The sequence below is a fragment of the Pantoea sp. S61 genome, assembly GCF_016625145.1.
Classification (GTDB): domain Bacteria; phylum Pseudomonadota; class Gammaproteobacteria; order Enterobacterales; family Enterobacteriaceae; genus Pantoea; species Pantoea rwandensis_B.
Window position 1 is genome coordinate 63,474 of the sequence record NZ_JACVUO010000022.1, and the last position, 22,263, is coordinate 85,736.

Here is a 22,263-nt window from a genome sequence, read left to right on the forward strand (position 1 = left end):
TGTCATCACCGCCTTCTGTTTTTATGTCATTGTCTGGAGTAAACCAACATGTCTGACGGCTGGAATATTGCGCTATTGGGCGCAACAGGCGCAGTAGGGAACGCTGTCCTGGAATTGCTGGCAGAACGCCAGTTCCCGGTTGGTGAATTGTATCTGCTGGCGAGCGAAAACAGCGCCGGTGAAAGTGTGCGTTTTGATGGTCGCACCCTGCGCGTGCAGGATGCGGCTGAATTTGACTGGACTCAGGCGCAGCTGGCGTTTTTCGCTGCCGGACGTGAAGCTTCCGCGCGTTACGCGGATGAAGCCGCGAGCCAGGGTTGCCTGGTGATCGACAGCAGCGATCTGTTCGCGCTGGAGCCGGATGTCCCGCTGGTGGTGCCGGATGTGAACCCACAGGTACTGGCCGATTATCGCAATCGCAACATCGTGACGGTGGCCGATGCGCTGGTCAGCCAGCTGTTAAGCGCTATCAAACCGTTGGTGGATACTGCGGGTTTAAGCCGTTTGCAGGTGACCAATTTGATTTCGGTTTCCAGCCACGGTAAAGCGGCAGTGGATGGCCTGGCGGGCGAAAGCGCGCGCTTGCTGAATGGTGTACCGGCAGATGAGCACTATTTTGGTCGTCAGTTGGCGTTCAACCTGTTGCCGCAGCTAGCGGATAGCCATGGCAGCGTGGAGAGTGAACGTCGTCTGGTGGATCAGGTGCGCAAAGTGCTGCAGGACGAGGGCTTGCCGATTGCCGTCAGCAGCGTGCAGGCGCCGGTGTTTTACGGCAACACGCAGATTGTGCATGTCGAAAATTTACGTCCGCTGTCAGCCGAAGAAGCGCGAGATGAACTGGATCGTGCTGAGGACATTAACCTCAGCGCAGACGGTGAATACCCGACGCCCGTCAGCGATGCATCAGGTAATGATGCGCTGAGCATTGGCAACGTGCGTAATGATTACGGTCTCCCTGAGCTGCTGCAATTCTGGTCCGTGGCTGACAACGTTCGCTTCGGCGGCGCACTGATGGCGGTAAAAACCGCTGAGAAATTGGTGCAGGAGTACTTCTATTAATGTTGTCTGAAGAAACGACATTTAAGCTGGCGTTAGGCATTGAGTACGACGGCAGCCGTTACTACGGCTGGCAGCGACAGAACGAAGTGCGCAGCGTGCAGGAAAAGCTGGAGAAAGCGCTGTCGAAAGTGGCGAATCACCCGGTGGTGGTGTTCTGCGCTGGACGCACGGATGCCGGTGTGCACGGTACCGGGCAAGTGGTGCATTTCGAAACCACCTCGCCGCGCGCCGACAGTGCCTGGACGCTGGGTGTGAATGCCAATTTACCTGACGACATCGCCGTACGTTGGGTGAAAGCGGTGCCGGAAGAATTTCATGCCCGCTTTAGCGCCACGGCGCGTCGTTACCGCTATGTGATTTTCAATCAGCGGCTGCGACCGGCGATTCTTGGCAACGGCATCACCCATTTTTATCATCCGCTGGATGTCGAGAAAATGCAGCGTGCCGGTCAGTGTTTAATTGGCGAGAACGACTTTACCTCGTTCCGTGCGGTGCAGTGCCAGTCGCGCACGCCGTGGCGCAACGTGATGCACCTTAACGTCACACGTTACGGGCCTTATGTGATCGTCGATATCAAAGCCAACGCGTTCGTGCACCACATGGTGCGCAATATTGTCGGCAGCCTGATGGAGATTGGCTGCGGCAACCAGCCGGAAAGCTGGATGGCTGAGTTGCTGGCGGCAAAAGATCGTACTCTGGCGGCAGCGACCGCTAAAGCCGAGGGGTTGTATTTGGTGGCGGTGGATTACCCATCCCATTTTGCGTTACCTCAGCCTGCGTTGGGACCTTTGTTCCTCGCAGATTAATTTAAATGAGTAAGGATGTTTGGGAGCCGGAACATTATGGAATTCATCCACTTTTTGATCGACTTTATTCTCCATATTGATGTGCATTTAGCCGAACTGGTGGCGCAGTACGGCGTCTGGATTTACGCCATTCTGTTCCTGATCCTGTTCTGTGAAACCGGCCTCGTGGTCACACCTTTCCTGCCAGGGGATTCGTTACTGTTTGTTGCTGGTGCGCTGGCGGCTCTGCCCGGTAACGATCTCAACGTGCATTTAATGGTCACACTGTTGGTGATTGCTGCCATCCTCGGTGATGCGGTGAACTACACTATTGGTCGGTTGTTCGGAGAAAAGCTATTCAGTAATCCGAACTCGAAAATTTTCCGTCGCAGCTATCTGGATAAAACCCACGCTTTCTACGATCGCCACGGTGGCAAAACCATTATACTTGCGCGCTTTGTACCAATCGTGCGAACCTTTGCCCCCTTTGTGGCGGGGATGGGACACATGTCTTATCGCCACTTTGCGCTCTTCAACGTCTCGGGCGCGCTGCTGTGGGTGCTGCTGTTCTCCTATGCCGGTTACAAGTTCGGTGATTTGCCGGTGGTGCAGGAGAACCTGAAACTGCTGATTGTGGGCATTATTGTGGTCTCAATTTTGCCAGGCGTGATTGAAGTATGGCGCCATCGCCGTCAGGCACGTCAGCAGAAGCCACAGTAAGCCCGTCACCAGATTTTTATCCACAGCGTGAACGGGTTGTGGTTTAATGAGCGACATTTACGACCTGCTGAAGGTGATTTCAGCAGTCACAAGAAGACTGGACCAGGTCAGCATTAAACAGAAAGGTCATCAATGAGCTGGATTGAACGCATACTGAATAAAAGCACCACCACGCCAACGCGCAAAGCCAGTATCCCGGAAGGGGTCTGGACCAAATGCGATAGCTGTGGTCAGGTGCTGTACCGCGCCGAACTGGAGCGTAACCTTGAGGTCTGCCCGAAGTGCGACCACCACATGCGCATGCACGCCCGTGAGCGTCTGCACACCATGCTGGATGAAGGTTCTCTGGTTGAATTAGGCAGCGAGCTGGAACCGAAGGATCTGCTGAAGTTCCGCGATTCCAAGAAGTACAAAGATCGTCTGGTTGCCGCGCAGAAAGACACCGGTGAGAAAGATGCGCTGATCGCCATGAAAGGGACGCTGCACGGAATGCCCGTGGTGGCGGTAGCCTTTGAGTTCTCCTTTATGGGCGGCTCAATGGGTTCTGTGGTTGGCGCGCGCTTCGTGCGTGGCGTTGAGCAGGCACTGGAAGATAACTGCCCGCTGATCTGCTTCTCTGCGAGTGGCGGTGCCCGTATGCAGGAAGCGTTACAGTCGCTGATGCAGATGGCAAAAACCAGCGCAGCGCTGGCGAAAATGCAGGAGCGCGGCTTGCCGTACATCTCCGTGCTGACCGACCCAACCATGGGCGGTGTCTCTGCCAGCTTCGCGATGCTGGGCGATTTGAACGTCGCAGAGCCGAAAGCGCTGATCGGCTTTGCCGGCCCACGCGTTATCGAACAGACCGTGCGTGAAAAACTGCCACCGGGCTTCCAGCGCAGTGAGTTCCTGATCGAAAAAGGCGCGATCGACATGATCATCCGTCGTCCGGAAATGCGCTTTAAGCTGGCCAGCCTGCTGGCGAAAATGATGAACCTGCCAGCGCCGCTGCAGGATGGTGATCAGCCTTCTACGGCTGTGCCGGAGAGCAACGAGGCCTGACAGGCAACGAAAAGCGGTGGTTAACGCTTTTCACCAATGAACCGTAAACACCCTGTCATTCGAGTTGCAGCAAGGCGGCAAACGAATGAATCCTCCGGCAGCTTACTCAGTAAGGGACCGGGGGGGATTGAGTGCAGCCCACGCCGCTGCGGCTTGAATGACGATGTGTAAGATGAGTAAACGGGACACATGGACACTCTGCAGCTTCCTCAAGCCACGTCGCCTTTGGCCACGTGGCTTCATTATCTTGAACATCTGCATTCTCAGGCCATCGAATTGGGTCTGGATCGTATTCAACGCGTCGCCGCACGCCTTGACCTGCTAAAACCCGCTCCGTTTATCTTCACTGTTGCCGGCACCAATGGCAAAGGGACCACCTGCCGCACGCTGGAAACGCTGTTGCTGGCAGCGGGCTATCGCGTGGGCGTGTACAGCTCGCCGCATTTGGTGCGCTACACCGAACGCGTGCGCGTGCAGGGCTCCGAGCTGGATGAAGCGCTGCACAGCGCCAGCTTCGCCAGTATTGAAGCCGGACGCGGTGACATTTCACTTACTTACTTTGAATTCGGCACCCTCTCCGCACTGAATCTGTTCCGTGAGGCCAATCTTGATGTGGTGATCCTCGAAGTGGGTCTGGGCGGACGTCTTGACGCCACCAACATCGTGGATGCGGATGTTGCGGTGATCACCAGCATTGCGCTCGATCACACCGATTGGCTGGGGCCGGATCGCGAAAGCATTGGCCGGGAAAAAGCTGGCGTGTTCCGCGGTGGCAAACCGGCGGTCGTGGGTGAGGCGGATATGCCTCACACCATCGCCGAAGTCGCGGCAGAGAAGGGCGCGCAGCTACTGCAAATTAATCGCGACTGGCAGTGGCAGAAACAGGAAAACAGCTGGACGTTACAGGACGCACACGGTGAGCTGCACGACCTGCCGTTGCCGCAGGTGCCGTTGCCCAATGCGGCGACTGCACTGACCGCGCTGCGCGCATCAGGACTCAACGTCAGCGAAGCAGTGATCCGCGAAAATCTGCCTTTAGCGATTCTGCCCGGGCGCTTCCAGACGGTGAGTGAAAGCCCGCGCGTGATTCTCGATGTGGCGCACAATCCGCATGCCGCGCATTATCTGGCTTCGCGTCTGGCGGAGTTGCCGAAAAGCGGTAAAGTGCATGCAGTGGTCGGCATGTTGCATGACAAAGACATTGCGGGGACGCTGGCCGCGCTGGCACCGCAGGTGGATAGCTGGTTCTGTGCACCGCTTGACGGTCCGCGTGGCGCCACCGCCGATGAGCTGATCGCCCACCTTGAAGGTGGCAATGCGTATGATAACGTCGATGCAGCATGGCAGGCCGCGCGTCAGCAAGCCGCGCCTGAGGATGTGATTCTGGTGTGTGGTTCTTTCCACACCGTTGCACAGGTTATGGAATCGATGTCAGCGGAGAATGGCAGTGGCAAGTAAGTTTCAAAATCGCTTAGTCGGTACCGTCATTTTGGTGGCGATTGGCGTCATCGTGCTGCCGGGGCTGCTCGACGGCAAGAAAAAGCATTATAAAGAAGAGTTCGCGGCGATTCCGCTGGTGCCAAAGCCGGACGATCAGCAGGATAGCGAAATGGTGCCGCCGGTAACGCAACCGCTCCCGGCGCAGCCGCCGGAAGGGGCGAGCACGGCGCAAACCCCGGATAACGGTAAAGCCAGCAGCTCGGCCAGCAATGGCAATGCGCAACCGGTGCAGAACAGCGAGCCTACGCTGGTGACACCGCCGCCGGTGCATCAGCAGACGAAGACGGTTGAGCAGCCGAAGCCGAAAGTGGTCGAACAGCCCAAACCTAAACCGGTTGAACAGCCGAAACCAAAACCGGTCGAGCAACCCAAACCAAAAGTGGTAGAACAGCCGAAACCGGTTGAGCAGCCAAAAGCGGTCGAAACACCGAAACAGAGTGAACCGGAAGCGGCTCCTGCGGGGCAGGCGTTTGTGGTTCAGCTGGGTGCGCTAAAGAACGCGGCCAAGGTCAGTGAGATCGTGGCGCAACTGCGTCTGTCGGGATATCGTGCCTTTACCGTGCCATCCACGCCGGTGCAGGGACAAATCACACGCATTTACGTGGGTCCGGATGCCTCAAAAGCGAAGCTGCAGAGTTCGCTGAGTGAGTTACAAAGCATCTCCGGGCTCGGTGGCGTGGTGAAACCGTACGGCACGCGTTAATGCTGTGATAAGCCGCGCCGATAGCAGTAAAAGGCGCGGTATAGCACAAGCGGTTAAGCGAGAATGTTGTGGTAAATCTGTTTTATATCAGTGAGTTAAATTGCTGATTTTACTCAGGGCGAGGAAAGTTTTTTTCATCGCCCTTTTTATGGATACAGAACCGGAAAACCCTACGCAAACGTTTTCTTTTTCTGTTAGAATGCGCCCCGAACTGGATGCAGGGGTGCATAAGCACTGGGTTGGAAGCGTTCATGATCTGGATTGATTACGTCATTATTGCGGTAGTTGGTTTTTCGGCTCTGGTCAGCCTGATTCGTGGGTTTGTCCGGGAAGCCTTATCTCTAGTTACCTGGGGATGCGCGTTTTTTGTCGCCAGTCATTACTACACCTACCTTGCAGTCTGGTTTACAGGTTTTGACGACGAACTGGTTCGCAACGGCATCGCGATAGCGGTGTTATTCGTTGCCACCCTGATAGTGGGTGCCATCGTGAACTATGTGATCGGCTCGCTGGTGGAAAAAACCGGCTTGTCGGGAACCGACAGGGTGTTGGGGGTCTGTTTCGGGGCGTTGCGTGGCGTGCTGATTGTTTCCGCTATGCTCTTCTTCCTCGATACATTCACCGGCTTTTCCAAAAGCCCGGACTGGCAACAGTCGCAACTCATTCCCCAGTTCAGTTACATCATCAGGTGGTTTTTCGATTACCTGAAAAGCACGTCCAGTTTTATACCCCGGTAACGCCACCGGGAGTGCGGCCAATGAGGAAATGACAACATGTGCGGTATTGTTGGTATCACCGGTTTTATGCCAGTAAACCAGTCGATCTATGACGCGTTAACGGTGCTGCAGCACCGCGGGCAAGATGCCGCCGGCATTTGTACCATCGATGCGCTTAACTGCTTCCGTCTGCGTAAAGCGAATGGCCTGGTGAGCGATGTCTTCGAAGCTCGCCACATGCAGCGTTTGCAGGGTAATATCGGGATTGGCCATGTTCGCTATCCAACCGCGGGCAGCTCCAGCGCTTCTGAAGCGCAGCCTTTCTACGTAAACTCCCCGTATGGCATTACGCTGGCGCACAACGGCAACCTGACCAACGCGCACGAACTGCGTAAGCATCTGTTCGAAGTGGGTCGCCGTCACGTTAACACCACCTCTGATTCTGAAATCCTGCTGAATATCTTTGCGCAGGAGCTCGACCGTTTCCAGCACGACCCGCTGGAAGCTGACAACATTTTTGCTGCGGTAGCGGCAGTGCACCAACAGGTGCGCGGCGCTTACGCAGTGGTTTCGATGATTATTGGCCATGGTTTAGTCGCGTTTCGCGATCCAAACGGGATTCGCCCATTAGTTCTGGGTAAACGCGTGATTGCTGATGGTCGCACCGAATATATGGTGGCGTCTGAAAGCGTGGCACTGGATACGTTAGGCTTCGAGTTCATCCGCGATGTGGCGCCTGGTGAAGCGGTGTACATCACCGAGCAGGGCCAGCTCTCCACGCGCCAGTGTGCTGAGAATCCAAAAACCAACCCATGCCTGTTCGAATACGTCTACTTTGCGCGTCCGGACTCCTTCCTTGATAAGGTGTCGGTCTACAGCGCACGTGTGCGTATGGGCACCAAACTCGGTCAGAAAATTGCCCGCGAATGGGAAGATCTGGATATCGACGTGGTCATTCCGATCCCGGAAACCTCCACGGATGCCGCGCTGGAAATCGCCCGTATTCTCGACAAGCCATACCGTCAGGGCTTCGTGAAAAACCGCTATGTGGGCCGCACCTTTATCATGCCGGGCCAGCATATGCGTCGTAGCGCGATTCGCCGTAAGTTGAATGCCAACCGTGCCGAGTTCCGTGATAAGAACGTGCTGCTGGTCGATGACTCCATCGTGCGCGGCACCACTTCTGAGCAGATCATTGAAATGGCGCGCGAAGCCGGTGCAAAACGCGTTTACCTGGCGTCTGCCGCGCCGGAAATTCGTTTCCCGAACGTCTACGGCATCGACATGCCGAGCGCTACCGAACTGATCGCGCATGGTCGTGAAGTGGAAGAGATTCGTCAGCTGATCAAAGCCGATGCGCTGATCTTCCAGGACCTCGATGACCTGATCGAAGCAGTGCGTGAAGAGAACCCGGATATCGCACAGTTTGAGTGCTCGGTATTCAACGGCGTTTACGTCACCAAAGATGTCGACCAGCAGTACCTCGAGTATTTGCAGTCACTGCGTAATGACGATGCGAAAGCGATTCAGCGTCAGAACGAAGTGGAAGGTCTGGAGCTGCATAACGAAGGCTAACGGCCTCGTGGTGCTCATCTTTAACAGGGCGGGGGAGACTCCGCCCTGTTTGTTTTTGTATTTTTGTTCAGTGAGCGGCTATCATTGCCGCAATCTGAACGGGTAGGGCTGAATAATGAAACGACTGATCATTGGTATTTCCGGCGCCAGTGGCGCGATATACGGCGTGCGATTGTTGCAAGTGCTGCAACCTTTGGCCGATGTGGAAACCCATTTGGTGATCAGTCCGGCTGCGCGTCAGACGTTATCGCTGGAAACGGATTACAGCCTGCGTGATGTGCAAGCACTGGCTGATGTGGTGCATGACGTACGTGATATCGCGGCCAGCATCTCATCCGGTTCCTTCAAGACACTCGGCATGGTGATTTTACCCTGTTCAATGAAAACCCTTTCCGGCATCGTGCACAGCTACAGTGATAGTTTGCTGACGCGCGCCGCCGATGTGGTGCTGAAGGAGCAGCGTAAACTGGTCCTGTGCGTGCGCGAAACGCCGCTGCATCTTGGGCATTTACGCATGATGACCACTGCCGCGGAATTGGGCGCCCTGATCATGCCGCCGGTGCCCGCTTTTTATCACCGCCCACAAAAAATTGAAGATCTGGTCGATCAAACCGTCAATCGCGTCATCGATCAATTCGATATTGAGCTGCCGCAAGACCTGTTTACCCGCTGGCATGGCGCATAATGGTGCAATTTTGCACTAACTGTGTGCAATTTCGCGTGCCCGATCACTCTTCGTGCATCTTGTGCACCAAAAGTTAACAATGTCGCTTTTTCTTCCTCACGCCGCTGTTATATTTCCCTCACAAACTAAGTGCTTGCGCCCCTGAAGGGCGCGGTATTTAGTGCGCCGGAGCACGCTTTCGCCGTTTTGCATAACTGGCATGAAACCTGCAAATCATTCAGCGCAAACACACATCACGACCATATAACAATAAGCACTTCACTTGAGGGTTACCTATGAAAAAGCGAGTTCTGGCTCTTTCCCTGATGCTGGCCATGTCCAGCGCTGCGAGCGTGTTCGCTGCGGTACCAAAAACGCTGCGCATCGGGACAGACCCGACATACCCGCCGTTTGAATCCAAGAATGCACAAGGCCAGTTAGTCGGCTTTGACATCGATCTGGCGAACGAAATCTGTAAGCGTATCGAGACCAAATGTACTTATGTGGAAAGTGATTTTGATGCGCTGATCCCGTCGCTGAAAGCGAAGAAGATCGACGCTATCATCTCTTCTCTCTCCATCACCGAGAAACGTCAGGAAGAGATCGCCTTCTCTGAAAAACTCTACGCCGCCAATGCACGTTTAGTGGCGAAGAAAGGTTCCAGCCTGCAACCGACCATTGAATCGCTGAAAGGTAAAAACATCGGTCTGCTGCAGGGCACCACTCAGGAAACCTACGCGAACGAAAACTGGCGTCCTAAGGGTGTCACCGTAACGCCATACGCTAACCAGGATCTGGTGTATCAGGATCTGGATGCAGGTCGTATCGATGCGGCGTTCCAGGATGAAGTGCAGGCGAGTGAAGGCTTCCTGAAACAGCCGGTTGGCAAAAACTACGCGTTTGCGGGTCCAGCGGTCAAAGATGACAAAATCTTTGGTGTGGGTACCGGTATGGGCTTACGCAAAGATGATGCCGACCTGAAAGCGGCCATCGATAAAGCGTTTGATGCCATGCGTAAAGATGGCACATACGACAAGATTGCGAAGAAGTACTTTGATTTCAACGTATACGGCGATTAATTGTCCTGTTTTCTGACCTTGATGATTGATTTGCAGCAGGGTTGGTCATAACTATTCACTCCGGGCGCTTACTTATGTAAACTCCCGGGGTTCATACGCTTGCCGCCATCTACCCTGTGATTCAAATCCTGGTCAGGACTGTCCGTTAGTTGGGCAGCGTTTGTTATTTTCCCTCACGACAGGATCGAACCCATGCTGTATGGCTATTCTGAAGTAATCCTAAAAGGCACCCTGGTGACCCTTGAGCTGGCACTCAGCTCGGTGGTGCTCGCCTTAGTGCTTGGCTTAATGGGCGCTGGCGCCAAACTCTCTCGCAGTCGCCTGTTGGTGATGATTGCTGAAGGCTACACCACCTTAATCCGCGGTGTGCCCGATCTGGTTTTGATGTTGCTGATCTTCTACGGTCTGCAAATCGCCCTCAATACGGTCACTGATGCGCTGGGCATGGCGCAGTTTGATATCGATCCGATGGTGGCCGGTATCATCACACTTGGCTTCATCTATGGTGCCTATTTCACCGAAACCTTTCGGGGTGCTTTCCTCGCTGTGCCAAAAGGGCAGATTGAAGCGGCTACCGCTTTCGGTTTCACCGGTTCGCAAACTTTCCGTCGTATTTTGTTCCCGGCGATGATGCGTTTTGCGTTACCAGGCATTGGTAATAACTGGCAGGTGATTCTCAAAGCCACGGCGCTGGTGTCGCTGCTGGGGCTGGAAGACGTGGTGAAAGCCACGCAGCTGGCGGGTAAAAGTACCTGGCAGCCGTTCTACTTCGCGATCGTCGCGGGGGTGATTTATCTGGTGTTTACCACGCTGTCGAACGGCGTGCTGTGGTGGCTTGAACGCCGCTACACGGTGGGTGTGAAAAGGGCAGAGCTATGATCGATATTATTCAGGAGTATTGGAAACAGCTGCTCTGGACCGATGGTTACCGTTTTACCGGCGTCGCCATTACGTTGTGGTTGTTGATTCTTTCCGTGGTGATCGGCGGTTGCATGGCGGTGTTGCTGGCGATTGCGCGTGTATCGCCGAATCGTTATATCTCAACGCCCGTCTGGCTGTTCACCTATGTGTTCCGCGGTACGCCGCTGTATGTCCAGCTGCTGGTATTCTATTCCGGCATGTATACGCTGGAAGTGGTGAAAGGATCGGAGCTGCTGAATGCCTTCTTCCGCAGCGGCCTGAACTGTACGCTGCTGGCCTTTACGCTGAACACCTGCGCTTACACCACCGAAATTTTTGCCGGTGCCATTCGCGCCGTTCCCCATGGCGAAATTGAAGCAGCACGCGCTTACGGTTTCTCCCCGTTTAAAATGTATCGCTGCATCATTCTGCCGTCGGCGCTGCGTACCGCGCTGCCAGCCTACAGTAATGAAGTGATCCTAATGCTGCACTCCACCGCGCTGGCATTTACTGCCACGGTGCCGGATCTGTTGAAAATCGCGCGGGATATTAACTCGGCGACCTACCAGCCGTTTACCGCGTTTGGCATCGCTGCGGTGCTGTATCTGATTATCTCTTACGTGCTGATTAGCCTGTTCCGCAAGGCGGAACGCCGCTTCCTGGCGCACGTGAAACCTTCTTCATCGCATTGAGTATCACTATGGCTGACAACAAATTAAGCGTTACCGAACTGCACAAGCGTTACGGTGAACATGAAGTTTTGAAAGGCGTATCACTGCAGGCGAATGCCGGCGATGTGATCAGCATTATTGGCTCGTCCGGTTCCGGGAAAAGTACCTTCTTACGCTGCATTAACTTCCTCGAAAAGCCGAGCGAAGGCACCATTTCGGTCAACAACGAGCAAATCAATCTGGTGCGTGATACCGATGGACAGCTGAAAGTGTCCAACAAAGAGCAGCTGCGTTCACTGCGCACTCGTCTGACCATGGTGTTCCAGCACTTTAACCTGTGGAGCCACATGACGGTGCTGGATAACGTCACCGAAGCGCCAATCCAGGTGCTTGGGCTGAGCAAAGCCGAAGCGCGTGAGCGTGCGATTAAATATCTGGATAAAGTCGGCATTGATGAGCGTGCGCGCGCTAAATATCCGGTGCATCTTTCTGGCGGTCAGCAGCAGCGTGTGTCCATTGCCCGCGCCCTGGCGATGGAGCCGGAAGTGCTGCTGTTTGATGAACCGACTTCTGCGCTCGATCCCGAGTTAGTCGGCGAAGTGCTGCGCATCATGCAGAAACTGGCTGAAGAGGGCAAAACCATGGTGGTGGTGACGCACGAGATGGAGTTTGCTCGTCATGTTTCCAATCACGTGATTTTCCTGCATCAGGGCAAGATTGAAGAGCAGGGCTCGCCAGATGAACTTTTCGGCAACCCGAAAAGCCCGCGTTTGCAGCAGTTCCTGTCGGGATCGCTGAAGTAATCGACCAGGTCGCCATCAATGGCGACCCTACCAATGTAGGGTGCGCACTATGCGCACCTGGCCAATCGCCGCACGGGCGAGATGAAGCATCGATGCGTACCTGGCCGATAACCGCACGGACGAGATGAGGCATCGATGCGCATTTGGCCGATAATCGTACGGACGAGATGAAGCATCGATGCGCATTTGGCCGATAATCGTACGGGCGAGATGAGGCAATGGTGCGCGTACGGTTACTCTCGCATTAACTTCAGCGCCGTATCTTCATCAGTTACCAGTCCCGATACCCAGCCACCCTGCAATGCAGCCCGAATCGCCGGGTACTTCCGCTCGCTGCCGGAAAAACCAATAATCTTGCGCTGTGTCTGGCTCTCCAGCAATACGCTGGTCAGTAGCTCATCGGTTTCGCCCCACACGCGCTCACCTTGCTGATTGAAAAAATGACCGAGCATCTCGCCCACCACGCCGCGCGCGTTCAGCGCTTCAACCTGCGCATCGGTGATAAAACCTTCGGCATTTAACGGACAACCCGGCATCACTTCCCCAATACCAACAAAGGCCACGTCCGCCTGCAATGCGCGATCGGTGACGCGCTGATACACCTGATGCTGCACCCACATCGCTTTATCCTGTGGTGTGTCGGCGTAGAGCGGCGCAGGAATGAAGAAATATTTGCCCTGCATCTTTTCGGCCATTTTCAATGGCACATCGTAGCGGGTACCGGAATCATCGCGTGCAATCGCCCCAATCATCGAAACGCACTGATGCTGCGGGCGGTCCACCCACGGCAATGCATCGATCATTGAGCGGAGAGTCTTCCCCGAACCAATGCCGAACACCTGTGGCGTTTCCTCATTGATAAACTGTGACATCACCGCTGCGCCTTCTACTGCCAGCATTTGTTGAATGGCGTCATCATTCAGATTGGCCGATGGCACCACGCGGCACAGATCCAGACCAAATTTCTCCTGCACCTCGCGCGCCAGCTGCAAACAGTGCGTGACGGGATGATCGATTTTTACGCTCACCATGCCCATCTCACGTGCGCTGGAGACAAGGCGCTGCGCGACCTGACGTGATAATCCCAATGCCTGCGCAATCTCCTGCTGTGTCACGCCTGCAACGTAATACATCCACGCGGCACGTGCGGCCAGCTCCTGCTTTTTCTCTTCTCTGCTCATCACGCTGTTCCGTCAAAATCGATGCGTCATCTTAGCGCGTGTTTTACGAAAAGCACTAACTGAGCAAAAGCCCTAAAAAAGAGCAAAAGTATTATTTGTGATAAGGCTCGCAGAAAGAACCTCACCACGCGCACTATGCTACTGGCTATCGGGCAAATGCCCTTGTTTGTGGCAAATGTTTAATTGAGGCAATTATGACCAATCAATCAGTGTGGATGCACATCGGCGCAGGATCATTTCATCGGGCACATCAGGCGTGGTATCTGCATAAACTGCGCGAGCAGGGAGACGAAAGCTGGAGCATCGCGCTCGGCAATATTCGCAATGACGCTGTACCGCTGCTCAATCAGTTAGCGGCACAGAACGGCGAATATGTGCTGGAAACCGTGACGCCTGAAGGTGAGCGCGACTATGAAACTATCACTTCGCTACGCAAAATCTTGCCGTGGGATAGTGAAATCAGCGCGCTGGTTGAGCAGGGGGCCAATGCGGAAACTCGTGTGATTGGCTTTACCGTGACTGAAGCGGGTTACTACCTGACGCCTGAATTCACCCTGGATCTTAACCAGGCAGACGTGAAGGCCGACCTGAGCGGCGATATCCGCACTATTTATGGCGCACTCAGCCGTATCCTGACGCAGCGTGTTGTGCAGGGCGGCGCGCCAGTCACACTGCTGAACTGTGACAACCTGCGCCATAACGGCGAGCGTTTCCGTGAGGGGTTCCTCGCCTTCCTTGCGGCCAAAGGCGATACCGCGCTGGCAGATTGGGTGCGCACACAGACCACTTCACCGAATACCATGGTCGATCGCATCACACCGCGCCCTACGCCGGATGTGGCGGAGCGCGTGCAAGCCGCAACCGGCAAACAGGATCGCGCAGCGGTGATGGCGGAGTCCTTTATTCAGTGGGTGATTGAGGATGACTTTATTGCCGGGCGTCCGGCGCTGGAAAAGGTCGGCGTTGAGCTGGTGGAATCGGTGCTGCCGTGGGAAGAGGCGAAAATCCGCATCCTCAATGCGACGCATGCCGCGATTGCCTGGGCGGGCACGCTGATTGGCTTGAACTATATCGATGACAGCACACGTCATCCGGCGATTTATCAACTGGCGCATGACTACGTCACTCAGGATGTCATTCCCTCCCTGTCGCCCAGCCCGCTTGATTTAGCCGATTACCGCGACGTAGTGCTGGCCCGCTTTAGCAACCCATACATCAAAGACACCAATCAGCGCGTGGGCGCTGATGGCCTGTCCAAAATTCCCGGCATGGTGACGCCAACCCTGCAAGAGTGCTACCAGCGCGGCACGCAGCCCACTGCAACGGCGGTGATTCCTGCGCTGTTCTTCCTGTTTATGCAGCGCTGGGCCAATGACGATCTGCCGTATTCCTATCAGGATGGCGCGCTACAGGCCGATGCGCTGCGTAAACAATTCGCCAGTGCTGACCCGCTGGCGTCCTTCCTGAGTGACAGCGCGCTGTTTGCGGAACTGGCCAACGACAAGGCTTTTCATGCGCTGGTGACGCGTCGTGTTGAGAGTTTGCAGCAGTGGCTGAAACAGCCAGAACTGGCGGCGGTGTAATCATGTATCTCGGCATCGATATCGGCACCTCAGAACTTAAAGCGCTGATCGTTAATACAGACGGCGAGATTGTGGCGTCTCAGCACGCCACGCTGGCTGTGCAGCGCCCACATCCCCACTGGGCAGAACAGGATCCCGAACGCTGGTGGCAAGCCTGCACCGAGGTGCTGGCGGGATTGCGTCATCAATCCCCTGATGCGTGGGCCGAGATTCGCGCTATCGGCTTATCCGGTCAGATGCATGGCGCTGTGCTGCTGGATGCGGACGGCAAGGTGTTGCGTCCATGCATCTTGTGGAACGACACACGCAGTGCGCCGCAGTGTGATGTGCTGCGTAAATGCTATCCGCAGATGATGGCGATCAGCGGCAACATGATCATGCCCGGCTTTACCGCGCCGAAACTGCGCTGGGTGGCTGAACATGAGCCAGCGATCTTCAGCCGCATCGATAAGGTCTTGCTGCCAAAAGATTACCTGCGCTGGCGCCTTACCGGGCGCTTTGTCAGTGAGCCTTCCGATGCTGCCGGTACGCTGTGGCTGGATGTGGCTCAGCGTGACTGGTCTGATGAACTGTTGTCTATTACCGGACTGACGCGCGCGCAGATGCCTGAGCTGGTAGAAGGCAGCGCGGTGAGTGGCCGCTTGCAACCGGCACTGGCAAGCGAATGGGGCTTATCCACTTCGGTGACGGTGGCTGGTGGTGGCGGTGACAATGCTGCTTCAGCGGTCGGCGTGGGTGCAGTGAATCCGGGCGATGCCTTTATCTCATTGGGCACGTCCGGTGTGATCTTCGTGGTGAACGATCGCTTACAGGCCGATCCTCAGTCCGGTGTGCATGCCTTCTGCCATGCGCTACCGGGCCGCTGGCATCAGATGAGTGTGATGCTCAGCGCCGCCAGTTGTCTGCGCTGGCTGTGCAATCTGCTGTCGGTAAGCGAAAGCCAACTGATGGAGGAGATGGCACAGCTCAATGATGAACAACTGCGCCGCGCACCGGTTTTCCTGCCTTATCTGTCAGGTGAGCGCACACCGCATAACGATCCTGACGCCTCCGGTTCTTTCTTCAATCTACGCCACGAAACGCCGCGTGCCTTACTGGGCTATGCGGTGATTGAAGGTGTGGCATTTGGGCTGGCGGATGGGTTAGCCGTACTCGGTGACGCTCAGCATCACATCCAGCAATGCAGCCTGACCGGCGGTGGTGCGCGTAGCACGCTGTGGGCACAGCTGATTGCCGATGTGCTGCAACTGCCTATCGTCACCCATCCGGCCAGCGCATCCGGTGCGCTGGGCGCCGCGCGTTTAGCGTGGCTGGCGGATGGCGGTCTTGAGCATGAGGTGTGTCTGAAACCGGCGGTACAGGCGCGCTACCAACCGGACGTGACGCGCGGTGCGGTGCTGCAACAGCGGCTGCGTCTGTTCCGCGAACTCTACATCCAACAACAACAGGTGCGCAGCTTGCTGCCTGCATAACGGCTTACCGAACAGAAGGTGATGGTGATGCAATCGAACGAATACTGGTTTGGCTTACCGAAAAAGATGTTCTGGGGCTTCCTCGCTATCGCGATTTTCATGGCGGGTGATGGCTTCGAAATGGCGTTTCTGTCGCGCCATATCACCGACATGGGCTTTACGCCTGCGCAATCTGCGGTGGTGTTTACCTTTTATGGTTTAGCGGCGGCGCTGGCGGCTTGGGCGTCTGGCGTGGTGGCTGAGCTGATCACCCCGCAGCGCGCGATGATGATTGGCTTTGTGCTGTGGATCGTGATGCATGCGCTGTTTATGTCGCTGGGGCTTGGCCTGCGCAACTACCCGCTGATGGTGCTGTTCTATGGCATCCGCGGGCTGGCTTATCCGCTGTTTATCTACTCGTTCATGATGATGCTGGTGCAGGTCTTACCACGTGAGAAACTGGCAGCAGCAACCGGCTGGTTCTGGGCAATGTATTCCGTCGGCATCGGCGTGGTTGGCAGCTATTTGCCAAGCCTGACCATCCCGATGCTGGGGGAAACCGGGACGCTGTGGCTGGCGATTATCTGGGTGGCCTGTGGCGGTATTCTGGCGTACTTCAGCTTGCGCAACGTGCCGGTGGATCGCTCACGTGTAAATTTGCCGATGCGTGACAAAATGACCGAGATGTCGCGGGCCGTGACCATCCTGTTCACCAACCAGCATGTGTTTTATGCCTGCCTGATTCGCATTATCAACACGCTGTCGCTGTTTGGTTTTGCCATCATCATGCCACTGCTGTTTGTCGATCGTCTCGGCTTCACCATCTCTGAATGGCTGCAGATCTGGGCAGTGTTCTTCTTTGTCACCATTTTCACCAACATCTTCTGGGGCATTACCGGTGAGAAGCTAGGCTGGATCCGTCAGGTACGCTGGTTCGGTTGTTTGGGGATGGCGATCTCCAGCCTGATGTTTTACTACCTGCCGCTGTATGCCGGTCACAACTTCTGGGTGGCGCTGATTCCGGCAGTGATGCTGGGGATCTTTGTGGCGGCATTTGTACCGATGACGGCGGTATTTCCGACGCTGGAGCCGCATCACAAAGGTGCCGCCGTCTCGATCTATAACCTGTCGGCGGGCCTGAGCAATTTCGTGGCTCCGGCTATCGCCTCAGTGATGTTGCCGTTCTTTGATATTGTCGGGGTGGTATGGGCTTACACCGCGCTGTATGTGTTTGCGGGTGTACTCACCTTTATCATTCGCGTGCCGCAGCCGGGACACACGCGTGAAGAGAGGGCGGTGAAATCGCGAGTTGCGGAACAACGCAGCTAAGCGAAAAAACGGCGGCTCAGGGCCGCCGTCTGTTTATCAGACCACATCCTGCAGCGCTTCCTGCAAATCATACCAACGGAAGCCAAAACCCGACTCCTCCAGCCGTTTCGGCAAAACATGCTGCCCACCCAGCACCAGCACGGCGGATTCGCCCATCATCAATTTAATCGCACTGGCAGGCGTGCGCATAAACGCCGGTCGATGCATCACGTGGCCGAGTGTGGCGGCGAACTGCTCATTGCGCACCGCATAAGGCGCAACCATATTGAACGGTCCGTTCAGGTGGTTATTGTCGATCAGCCAGATGATGGCGTTAACCAGATCGTCAATGTGAATCCACGGCAGATACTGCTTACCGCTGCCAATGGGGCCGCCGACACCCAGCTTGAACGGCAGCTTCATTTTCGCCAATGCGCCGCCTTCCTCGGCTAACACTACGCCAGTTCGTAACAGGCATACGCGGGTGCGATCGCTCTGTGCGTTAAGCGCCAGTTGCTCCCAGCGCGCGCAGAGAGCATGGGTAAACTCATCGTGACCAGGATCATCTTCCGTTAATACCAGATCGCCGGTATCACCATAAAAACCGGTCGCGGATCCGGAAATTAAAAAATGCGGTGGATTGCTGCTGGCGTGGATCAACGAAACGATTTGTTCGGTAATCTGCCAGCGACTTTCACACAGCCGCTGTTTCTGTTGTTCGGTCCAGCGTTTATCGGCGATCGGCTCGCCTGCCAGATTAATCACGCCATCAATACCGTCGAGATCGGTTTGCTGATTGATACCGGACCACAGCGAAACGCGAGGATCCAGTTTGTCCCGTGCCGCCGCGACATCTCGGGTGACGACATTCACCTGATGTCCGAGCAACAGCAGACGCGGTATCAAATGGCGGCCTATCAAACCTGTGCCACCGGTAATAAGCAGGTGCATGCTGAGCCTCCTTGTAATTTATTTTCTGCTCAGACTGATCATAGAAGAGAAGCGCACGGATAGCGTGACAGCGCTTACGCTAATGAAGAAAAAGGGAAAGTTTGTGTTGGCCTTAAGGTCAAAGATCCGACCAGCACACCATTGCCTTAACAAATAAAAATCGGTAAATAGAAAGCACACCTGATGCTTATTGAGGCAGCCGATGAACTATCCATCCATCACCTTGTGGTCCGATGCATCCTTTTTTAGTCCTTACGCTATGTCGGTCTACGTTGCACTCACCGAGAAGGGCATTCCCTTCACCCTGAAACGCGTGGACTTAGCGCAAAACGCACAGCTTGATGATGACTATCGCGCGCTGTCGCTCACCTGCCGCGTGCCCACGCTGCAAATTGATGATCTGGTGCTCAATGAATCTTCAGCGATTGCTGAATACCTTGAAGAGCGTTTTCCGGCCCCTGAATTTGAGCGTCTCTATCCGCGCGATCGTGAAAAGCGTGCGCATGCGCGTGAAGTGCAGGCGTGGTTGCGCAGTGATTTAATGGCGCTGCGTGCTGAACGCCCGACGGAAGTGCTGTTTGCCGGCGAGCGCTTTGCGCCATTAACCCCGGCAGGCGAGCAGGCGGCCAGCAAGTTGATTGCGGCGGTTCAGCGCCTGCTACCGGATGGACAACAAAACCTGTTTGGGGAATGGTCGATTGCCGACACCGATTTGGCGGTGATGATTAACCGCCTGGCACTGCATGGCGACACGTTACCGGTGAAATTGCAGCATTACGCCGAGTTTCAGTGGCAACGCGCGTCAGTGCAATTGTGGCTGGCCGAATCAGGCAAATCGCGCTAAGCACGAAGAGCCTTGCGGAGGCGAAAAGAACGCTTTACCTTACCGCTCATTCTAATAAGGCATCGCAAACAGGCGCGTGCTGGGCACGCCGAAAACAGAAAAGGGTTACGGATGGTGGATCAAACGGCAGATAGCGGTATCGAGTGGGTTGATATCGTTAGTGAAGAGAACGAAGTCATTGCGCAAGCTAGCCGTGCGCAGATGCGTGCGCAGAATTTGCGTCATCGTGCGACCTACATCGTGGTGCATGATGGTATGGGCAAAATTCTGGTGCAGCGTCGTACTGAAATCAAAGACTTCATGCCGGGTATGCTCGATGCGACCGCCGGTGGCGTGGTACAGAGTGGTGAGGACCTGCTGGAATCTGCACGCCGTGAAGCGGAAGAAGAATTAGGGATCGCCGCAGTGCCGTTTGCCGAACATGGTAAATTCTACTTCGAAGATGAGCACTGCCGCGTCTGGGGCGGATTGTTTAGCTGTGTATCACATGGCCCATTCGCCATGCAGGAAGAAGAAGTGGATGAAGTGTTCTGGATGACGCCAGAAGAGATCACTGCACGCTGCGATGAATTCACCGATGACTCGCTCAAAGCCGTATCACTGTGGCTGAGCCGCAACAGCGATGCCGCGCGTCGCAAGCAGAGCAGCGAATCCTGATTCCCGCTACATTCGAACAAGGCGCCCAACGGCGCCTTTGTTGTTTCTAATGCTCACGCAAAATCTCTTTGAGCAGTTGCAGGGCCTTATCAAACTGCGGCTGCGGAATCGTCAGCGGATAAAGAAAACGGATCACATTACTGTGTACGCCACAGGTCAGTAAAATCAGCCCTTGTGCCAGCGCCTGTAACTGAATCGCTTTGGTGATTTCTGCTGATGGTCGGCCTGAGTCATCCTGAAACTCTGCCGCAACCATTGAGCCGTAGCCGCGTACCTCAGCAAGGGATGCGCATCCTGCACTCCGCAAAGTGGCACTGAGTTGTTCGCCCAATTGGTTAGCGCGTGCGCACAACTGCTCTTCATCAATAATATCCAGCACGGCATGCGCGGCGGCTATCGCGGGCGGGCTGCCCGCATAAGTGCCACCTAAACCACCCGGTTCAGGGGCATCCATCACTTCGGCACGCCCGGATACGGCAGATAGCGGAAACCCGCCCGCCAGACTTTTTGCCATGGTGATCAAATCTGGCTGCACATCGTAATACTCACTGGCGAACAGCTTGCCGGTGCGCGCAAAACCGCTCTGAATCTCATCGGCGATTAACAAAATGCCGTGACGATCGCATAAGGCGCGTAACGCAGAGACAAACGCTGGCGGCGCAATATAAAAACCGCCTTCGCCCTGCACGGGTTCGAAAATGATCGCCGCCACCTGCTGTGGGCTGATATCACTGCGGAAAATGGCCTCAAGACTCTCCAATGACTGATGCACGCTCACGTTGTGCAGCGCATTGGGATACTGGGCGTGAAATACCGAACCGGCGAACGGCCCAAAGCCGGTTTTGTAAGGCACAACCTTACCCGTCAGTGACATCGTCATATGGGTGCGACCATGGAATGCACCTGTGAACGCAATAATGCCGGGACGCCCGGTCGCCGCGCGGGCAATCTTCACCGCATTCTCCACCGCCTCCGCGCCGCTGGAGAAAAAAGTGGTTTTCACTGCGCCGCTTATCGGAACGCACTGGTTAAGCCTTTCAGCGAGATGAATATAGCTTTCATAGGGGATGATCTGAAACGCGGTATGGGTAAAACAATCCAACTGCTGTTGCACGGCCGCCATCACTTTCGGATGACGATGCCCGGTATTCAGCACCGCGATACCCGCCGCGAAATCAGTGTATTCGCGCCCTTTCTGATCCCACACCGTGGCGTTTTCCGCCTTGACCGCATAGAAATCACACATCACACCCACGCCGCGCGGCGTGGCCTTCAATCGACGACTGTGCACATCACTGTTACTCATCATTAACCTCGCAATTCACGGGGGACTGTCATCAGTGTGAGCGGCAGGATGTTTTTTCGCCAGTGAACAACTGCGTGAAAATCGCCTCGTTATATAAGGTCTCAATGCGGAGGTGTGTACCCTAAAATCGATGATGAAGTTTCAAAGGCAGGGAAGGAGAGTGCCAACAGGAATGCACGAGAACCCTTCTCACAAACGGTAAGAATGCGGAGGTGTGCACTGCAAAGGCGATGGTGAAGTTTGAAAGGCAGGGAAGGCGAGTGTCAACAGAAATGCACGAGAACCCTTCTCACAAACGGTAAGAATGCGAAGGTGTGCACTGCAAAAGCGATGGTGATGTTTGAAAAACAGGGAAGGAGAGTGCCAACAGAAATGCACGAGAACCCTTCTCACAAAAGGTAAGAATGCGAAGGTGTGCACTGCAAAAGCGATGATAGTGTTTGAAAGGCAGGTAAGGCCAGTGCGAAGAGCGAAGCGTCCGCGCCATGGACGGCGCGGCCGATCTGCAGGGATGCGTTTATCCTTCGCGATCGGACTGGCCTTCCCTGTCGATTGCACCCAGCTTTCAGCGACAATTGCACCCAGCCTGCAGCAACTATTGCACCCAGCTTTCAGCTGCAATTGCCCCAGCCTGCAGCAACTATTGCACCCAGCTTTCAGCTGCAATTGCCCCAGCCTGCAGCAACTATTGCACCCAGCTTTCAGCTGCAATTGCCCCAGCCTGCAGCAACGATTGCACCCAGCTTTCAGCTGCAATTGCCCCAGC

General features: G+C 55.3%; 21 protein-coding genes. 18 read left to right on the plus strand and 3 right to left on the minus strand.

The window, feature by feature from the left end; genetic code table 11:
• Positions 1-48 precede the first annotated feature (48 nt).
• The 13 genes from IAE30_RS26325 to hisP all read left to right on the plus strand — a co-directional run bounded on the left by IAE30_RS26325 (position 49) and on the right by hisP (position 12,216).
• Entirely contained in the window at positions 49-1,059 is a 1,011-nt protein-coding gene (locus IAE30_RS26325; RefSeq protein WP_045813661.1) for an aspartate-semialdehyde dehydrogenase, read from the plus strand.
• Positions 1,059-1,865, plus strand: coding sequence for a tRNA pseudouridine(38-40) synthase TruA (gene truA, locus IAE30_RS26330; RefSeq protein ID WP_369800278.1), 807 nt, complete (start codon positions 1,059-1,061; stop codon positions 1,863-1,865). Before IAE30_RS26325 ends, truA begins: the two co-directional genes overlap by 1 nt.
• Before the next feature lie 36 nt (positions 1,866-1,901).
• The gene (locus tag IAE30_RS26335) at positions 1,902-2,564 is read left to right on the plus strand and encodes a DedA family protein (protein ID WP_045813660.1); all 663 of its coding nucleotides are present in this window, start codon (positions 1,902-1,904) and stop codon (positions 2,562-2,564) included.
• Positions 2,565-2,696: 132 nt separating this feature from the next.
• A complete protein-coding gene (accD, locus tag IAE30_RS26340) occupies positions 2,697-3,605 on the plus strand; it encodes an acetyl-CoA carboxylase, carboxyltransferase subunit beta (protein ID WP_034825118.1) in 909 nt (302 codons plus the stop codon).
• A 189-nt stretch (positions 3,606-3,794) separates the two neighbouring features.
• The gene (gene folC / locus IAE30_RS26345) at positions 3,795-5,063 is read left to right on the plus strand and encodes a bifunctional tetrahydrofolate synthase/dihydrofolate synthase (RefSeq protein WP_200539204.1); all 1,269 of its coding nucleotides are present in this window, start codon (positions 3,795-3,797) and stop codon (positions 5,061-5,063) included.
• Positions 5,053-5,808: a cell division protein DedD gene (gene dedD / locus IAE30_RS26350; RefSeq protein WP_045831629.1), complete on the plus strand. Its 756-nt coding sequence runs from the start codon at positions 5,053-5,055 to the stop codon at positions 5,806-5,808. Before folC ends, dedD begins: the two co-directional genes overlap by 11 nt.
• A gap of 251 nt (positions 5,809-6,059) precedes the next feature.
• The gene (gene cvpA / locus IAE30_RS26355; protein WP_034825265.1) at positions 6,060-6,545 is read left to right on the plus strand and encodes a colicin V production protein; all 486 of its coding nucleotides are present in this window, start codon (positions 6,060-6,062) and stop codon (positions 6,543-6,545) included.
• A gap of 36 nt (positions 6,546-6,581) precedes the next feature.
• Complete coding sequence (purF, locus tag IAE30_RS26360; protein WP_034825114.1) at positions 6,582-8,099, plus strand: amidophosphoribosyltransferase; 1,518 nt, start codon at positions 6,582-6,584, stop codon at positions 8,097-8,099.
• A 115-nt stretch (positions 8,100-8,214) separates the two neighbouring features.
• Positions 8,215-8,784, plus strand: coding sequence for a UbiX family flavin prenyltransferase (locus tag IAE30_RS26365; protein ID WP_038645698.1), 570 nt, complete (start codon positions 8,215-8,217; stop codon positions 8,782-8,784).
• Positions 8,785-9,059: 275 nt separating this feature from the next.
• Positions 9,060-9,842 carry a lysine/arginine/ornithine ABC transporter substrate-binding protein ArgT gene (gene argT, locus IAE30_RS26370; protein WP_034825110.1) on the plus strand — a complete coding sequence of 261 codons (783 nt, stop codon included), beginning with the start codon at positions 9,060-9,062 and terminating at the stop codon, positions 9,840-9,842.
• 192 nt (positions 9,843-10,034) lie between these two features.
• A complete protein-coding gene (locus IAE30_RS26375; RefSeq protein WP_038645701.1) occupies positions 10,035-10,721 on the plus strand; it encodes a histidine ABC transporter permease HisQ in 687 nt (228 codons plus the stop codon).
• On the plus strand, positions 10,718-11,434 hold the full coding sequence (locus IAE30_RS26380) for an ABC transporter permease (RefSeq protein ID WP_034825106.1): 717 nt from the start codon (positions 10,718-10,720) through the stop codon (positions 11,432-11,434). Before IAE30_RS26375 ends, IAE30_RS26380 begins: the two co-directional genes overlap by 4 nt.
• Positions 11,435-11,442: 8 nt before the next feature.
• Complete coding sequence (hisP, locus tag IAE30_RS26385) at positions 11,443-12,216, plus strand: histidine ABC transporter ATP-binding protein HisP (protein WP_038645703.1); 774 nt, start codon at positions 11,443-11,445, stop codon at positions 12,214-12,216.
• Between the two features lie 233 nt (positions 12,217-12,449).
• Here hisP and IAE30_RS26390 read toward each other — a convergent pair whose 3' ends face one another.
• Positions 12,450-13,397, minus strand: a complete 948-nt coding sequence (locus IAE30_RS26390; protein ID WP_045813657.1) for a sugar-binding transcriptional regulator — start codon at positions 13,395-13,397, stop codon at positions 12,450-12,452.
• 194 nt (positions 13,398-13,591) lie between these two features.
• Between IAE30_RS26390 and dalD the strand changes: the two genes are divergently transcribed.
• The 3 genes from dalD to IAE30_RS26405 are packed head-to-tail and all read left to right on the plus strand — an operon-like array spanning position 13,592 to position 17,760.
• Positions 13,592-14,980, plus strand: a complete 1,389-nt coding sequence (gene dalD, locus IAE30_RS26395; RefSeq protein WP_200681291.1) for a D-arabinitol 4-dehydrogenase — start codon at positions 13,592-13,594, stop codon at positions 14,978-14,980.
• A gap of 2 nt (positions 14,981-14,982) precedes the next feature.
• Positions 14,983-16,452, plus strand: a complete 1,470-nt coding sequence (xylB, locus tag IAE30_RS26400) for a xylulokinase (protein WP_038645710.1) — start codon at positions 14,983-14,985, stop codon at positions 16,450-16,452.
• Between the two features lie 27 nt (positions 16,453-16,479).
• Entirely contained in the window at positions 16,480-17,760 is a 1,281-nt protein-coding gene (locus IAE30_RS26405; RefSeq protein WP_038645712.1) for an MFS transporter, read from the plus strand.
• A gap of 36 nt (positions 17,761-17,796) precedes the next feature.
• Here the strand turns inward: IAE30_RS26405 and IAE30_RS26410 are convergent, their stop codons facing one another.
• Positions 17,797-18,690, minus strand: a complete 894-nt coding sequence (locus IAE30_RS26410; RefSeq protein ID WP_038645715.1) for a TIGR01777 family oxidoreductase — start codon at positions 18,688-18,690, stop codon at positions 17,797-17,799.
• 202 nt (positions 18,691-18,892) lie between these two features.
• Here IAE30_RS26410 and yfcF point away from each other — a divergent pair, with 202 nt between their 5' ends.
• Both yfcF and yfcD read left to right on the plus strand, forming a co-directional pair.
• Positions 18,893-19,534 carry a glutathione transferase gene (gene yfcF, locus IAE30_RS26415; protein ID WP_038645717.1) on the plus strand — a complete coding sequence of 214 codons (642 nt, stop codon included), beginning with the start codon at positions 18,893-18,895 and terminating at the stop codon, positions 19,532-19,534.
• Positions 19,535-19,645: 111 nt separating this feature from the next.
• Positions 19,646-20,191 (plus strand): NUDIX hydrolase YfcD, encoded by a 546-nt coding sequence (gene yfcD / locus IAE30_RS26420; protein WP_038645719.1) that lies wholly within the window; start codon positions 19,646-19,648, stop codon positions 20,189-20,191.
• Positions 20,192-20,237: 46 nt separating this feature from the next.
• On the opposite strand, the gene IAE30_RS26425 is transcribed toward yfcD, so the two are convergent.
• On the minus strand, positions 20,238-21,497 hold the full coding sequence (locus IAE30_RS26425) for a 4-aminobutyrate--2-oxoglutarate transaminase (protein ID WP_200539211.1): 1,260 nt from the start codon (positions 21,495-21,497) through the stop codon (positions 20,238-20,240).
• Positions 21,498-22,263: the final 766 nt, after the last annotated feature.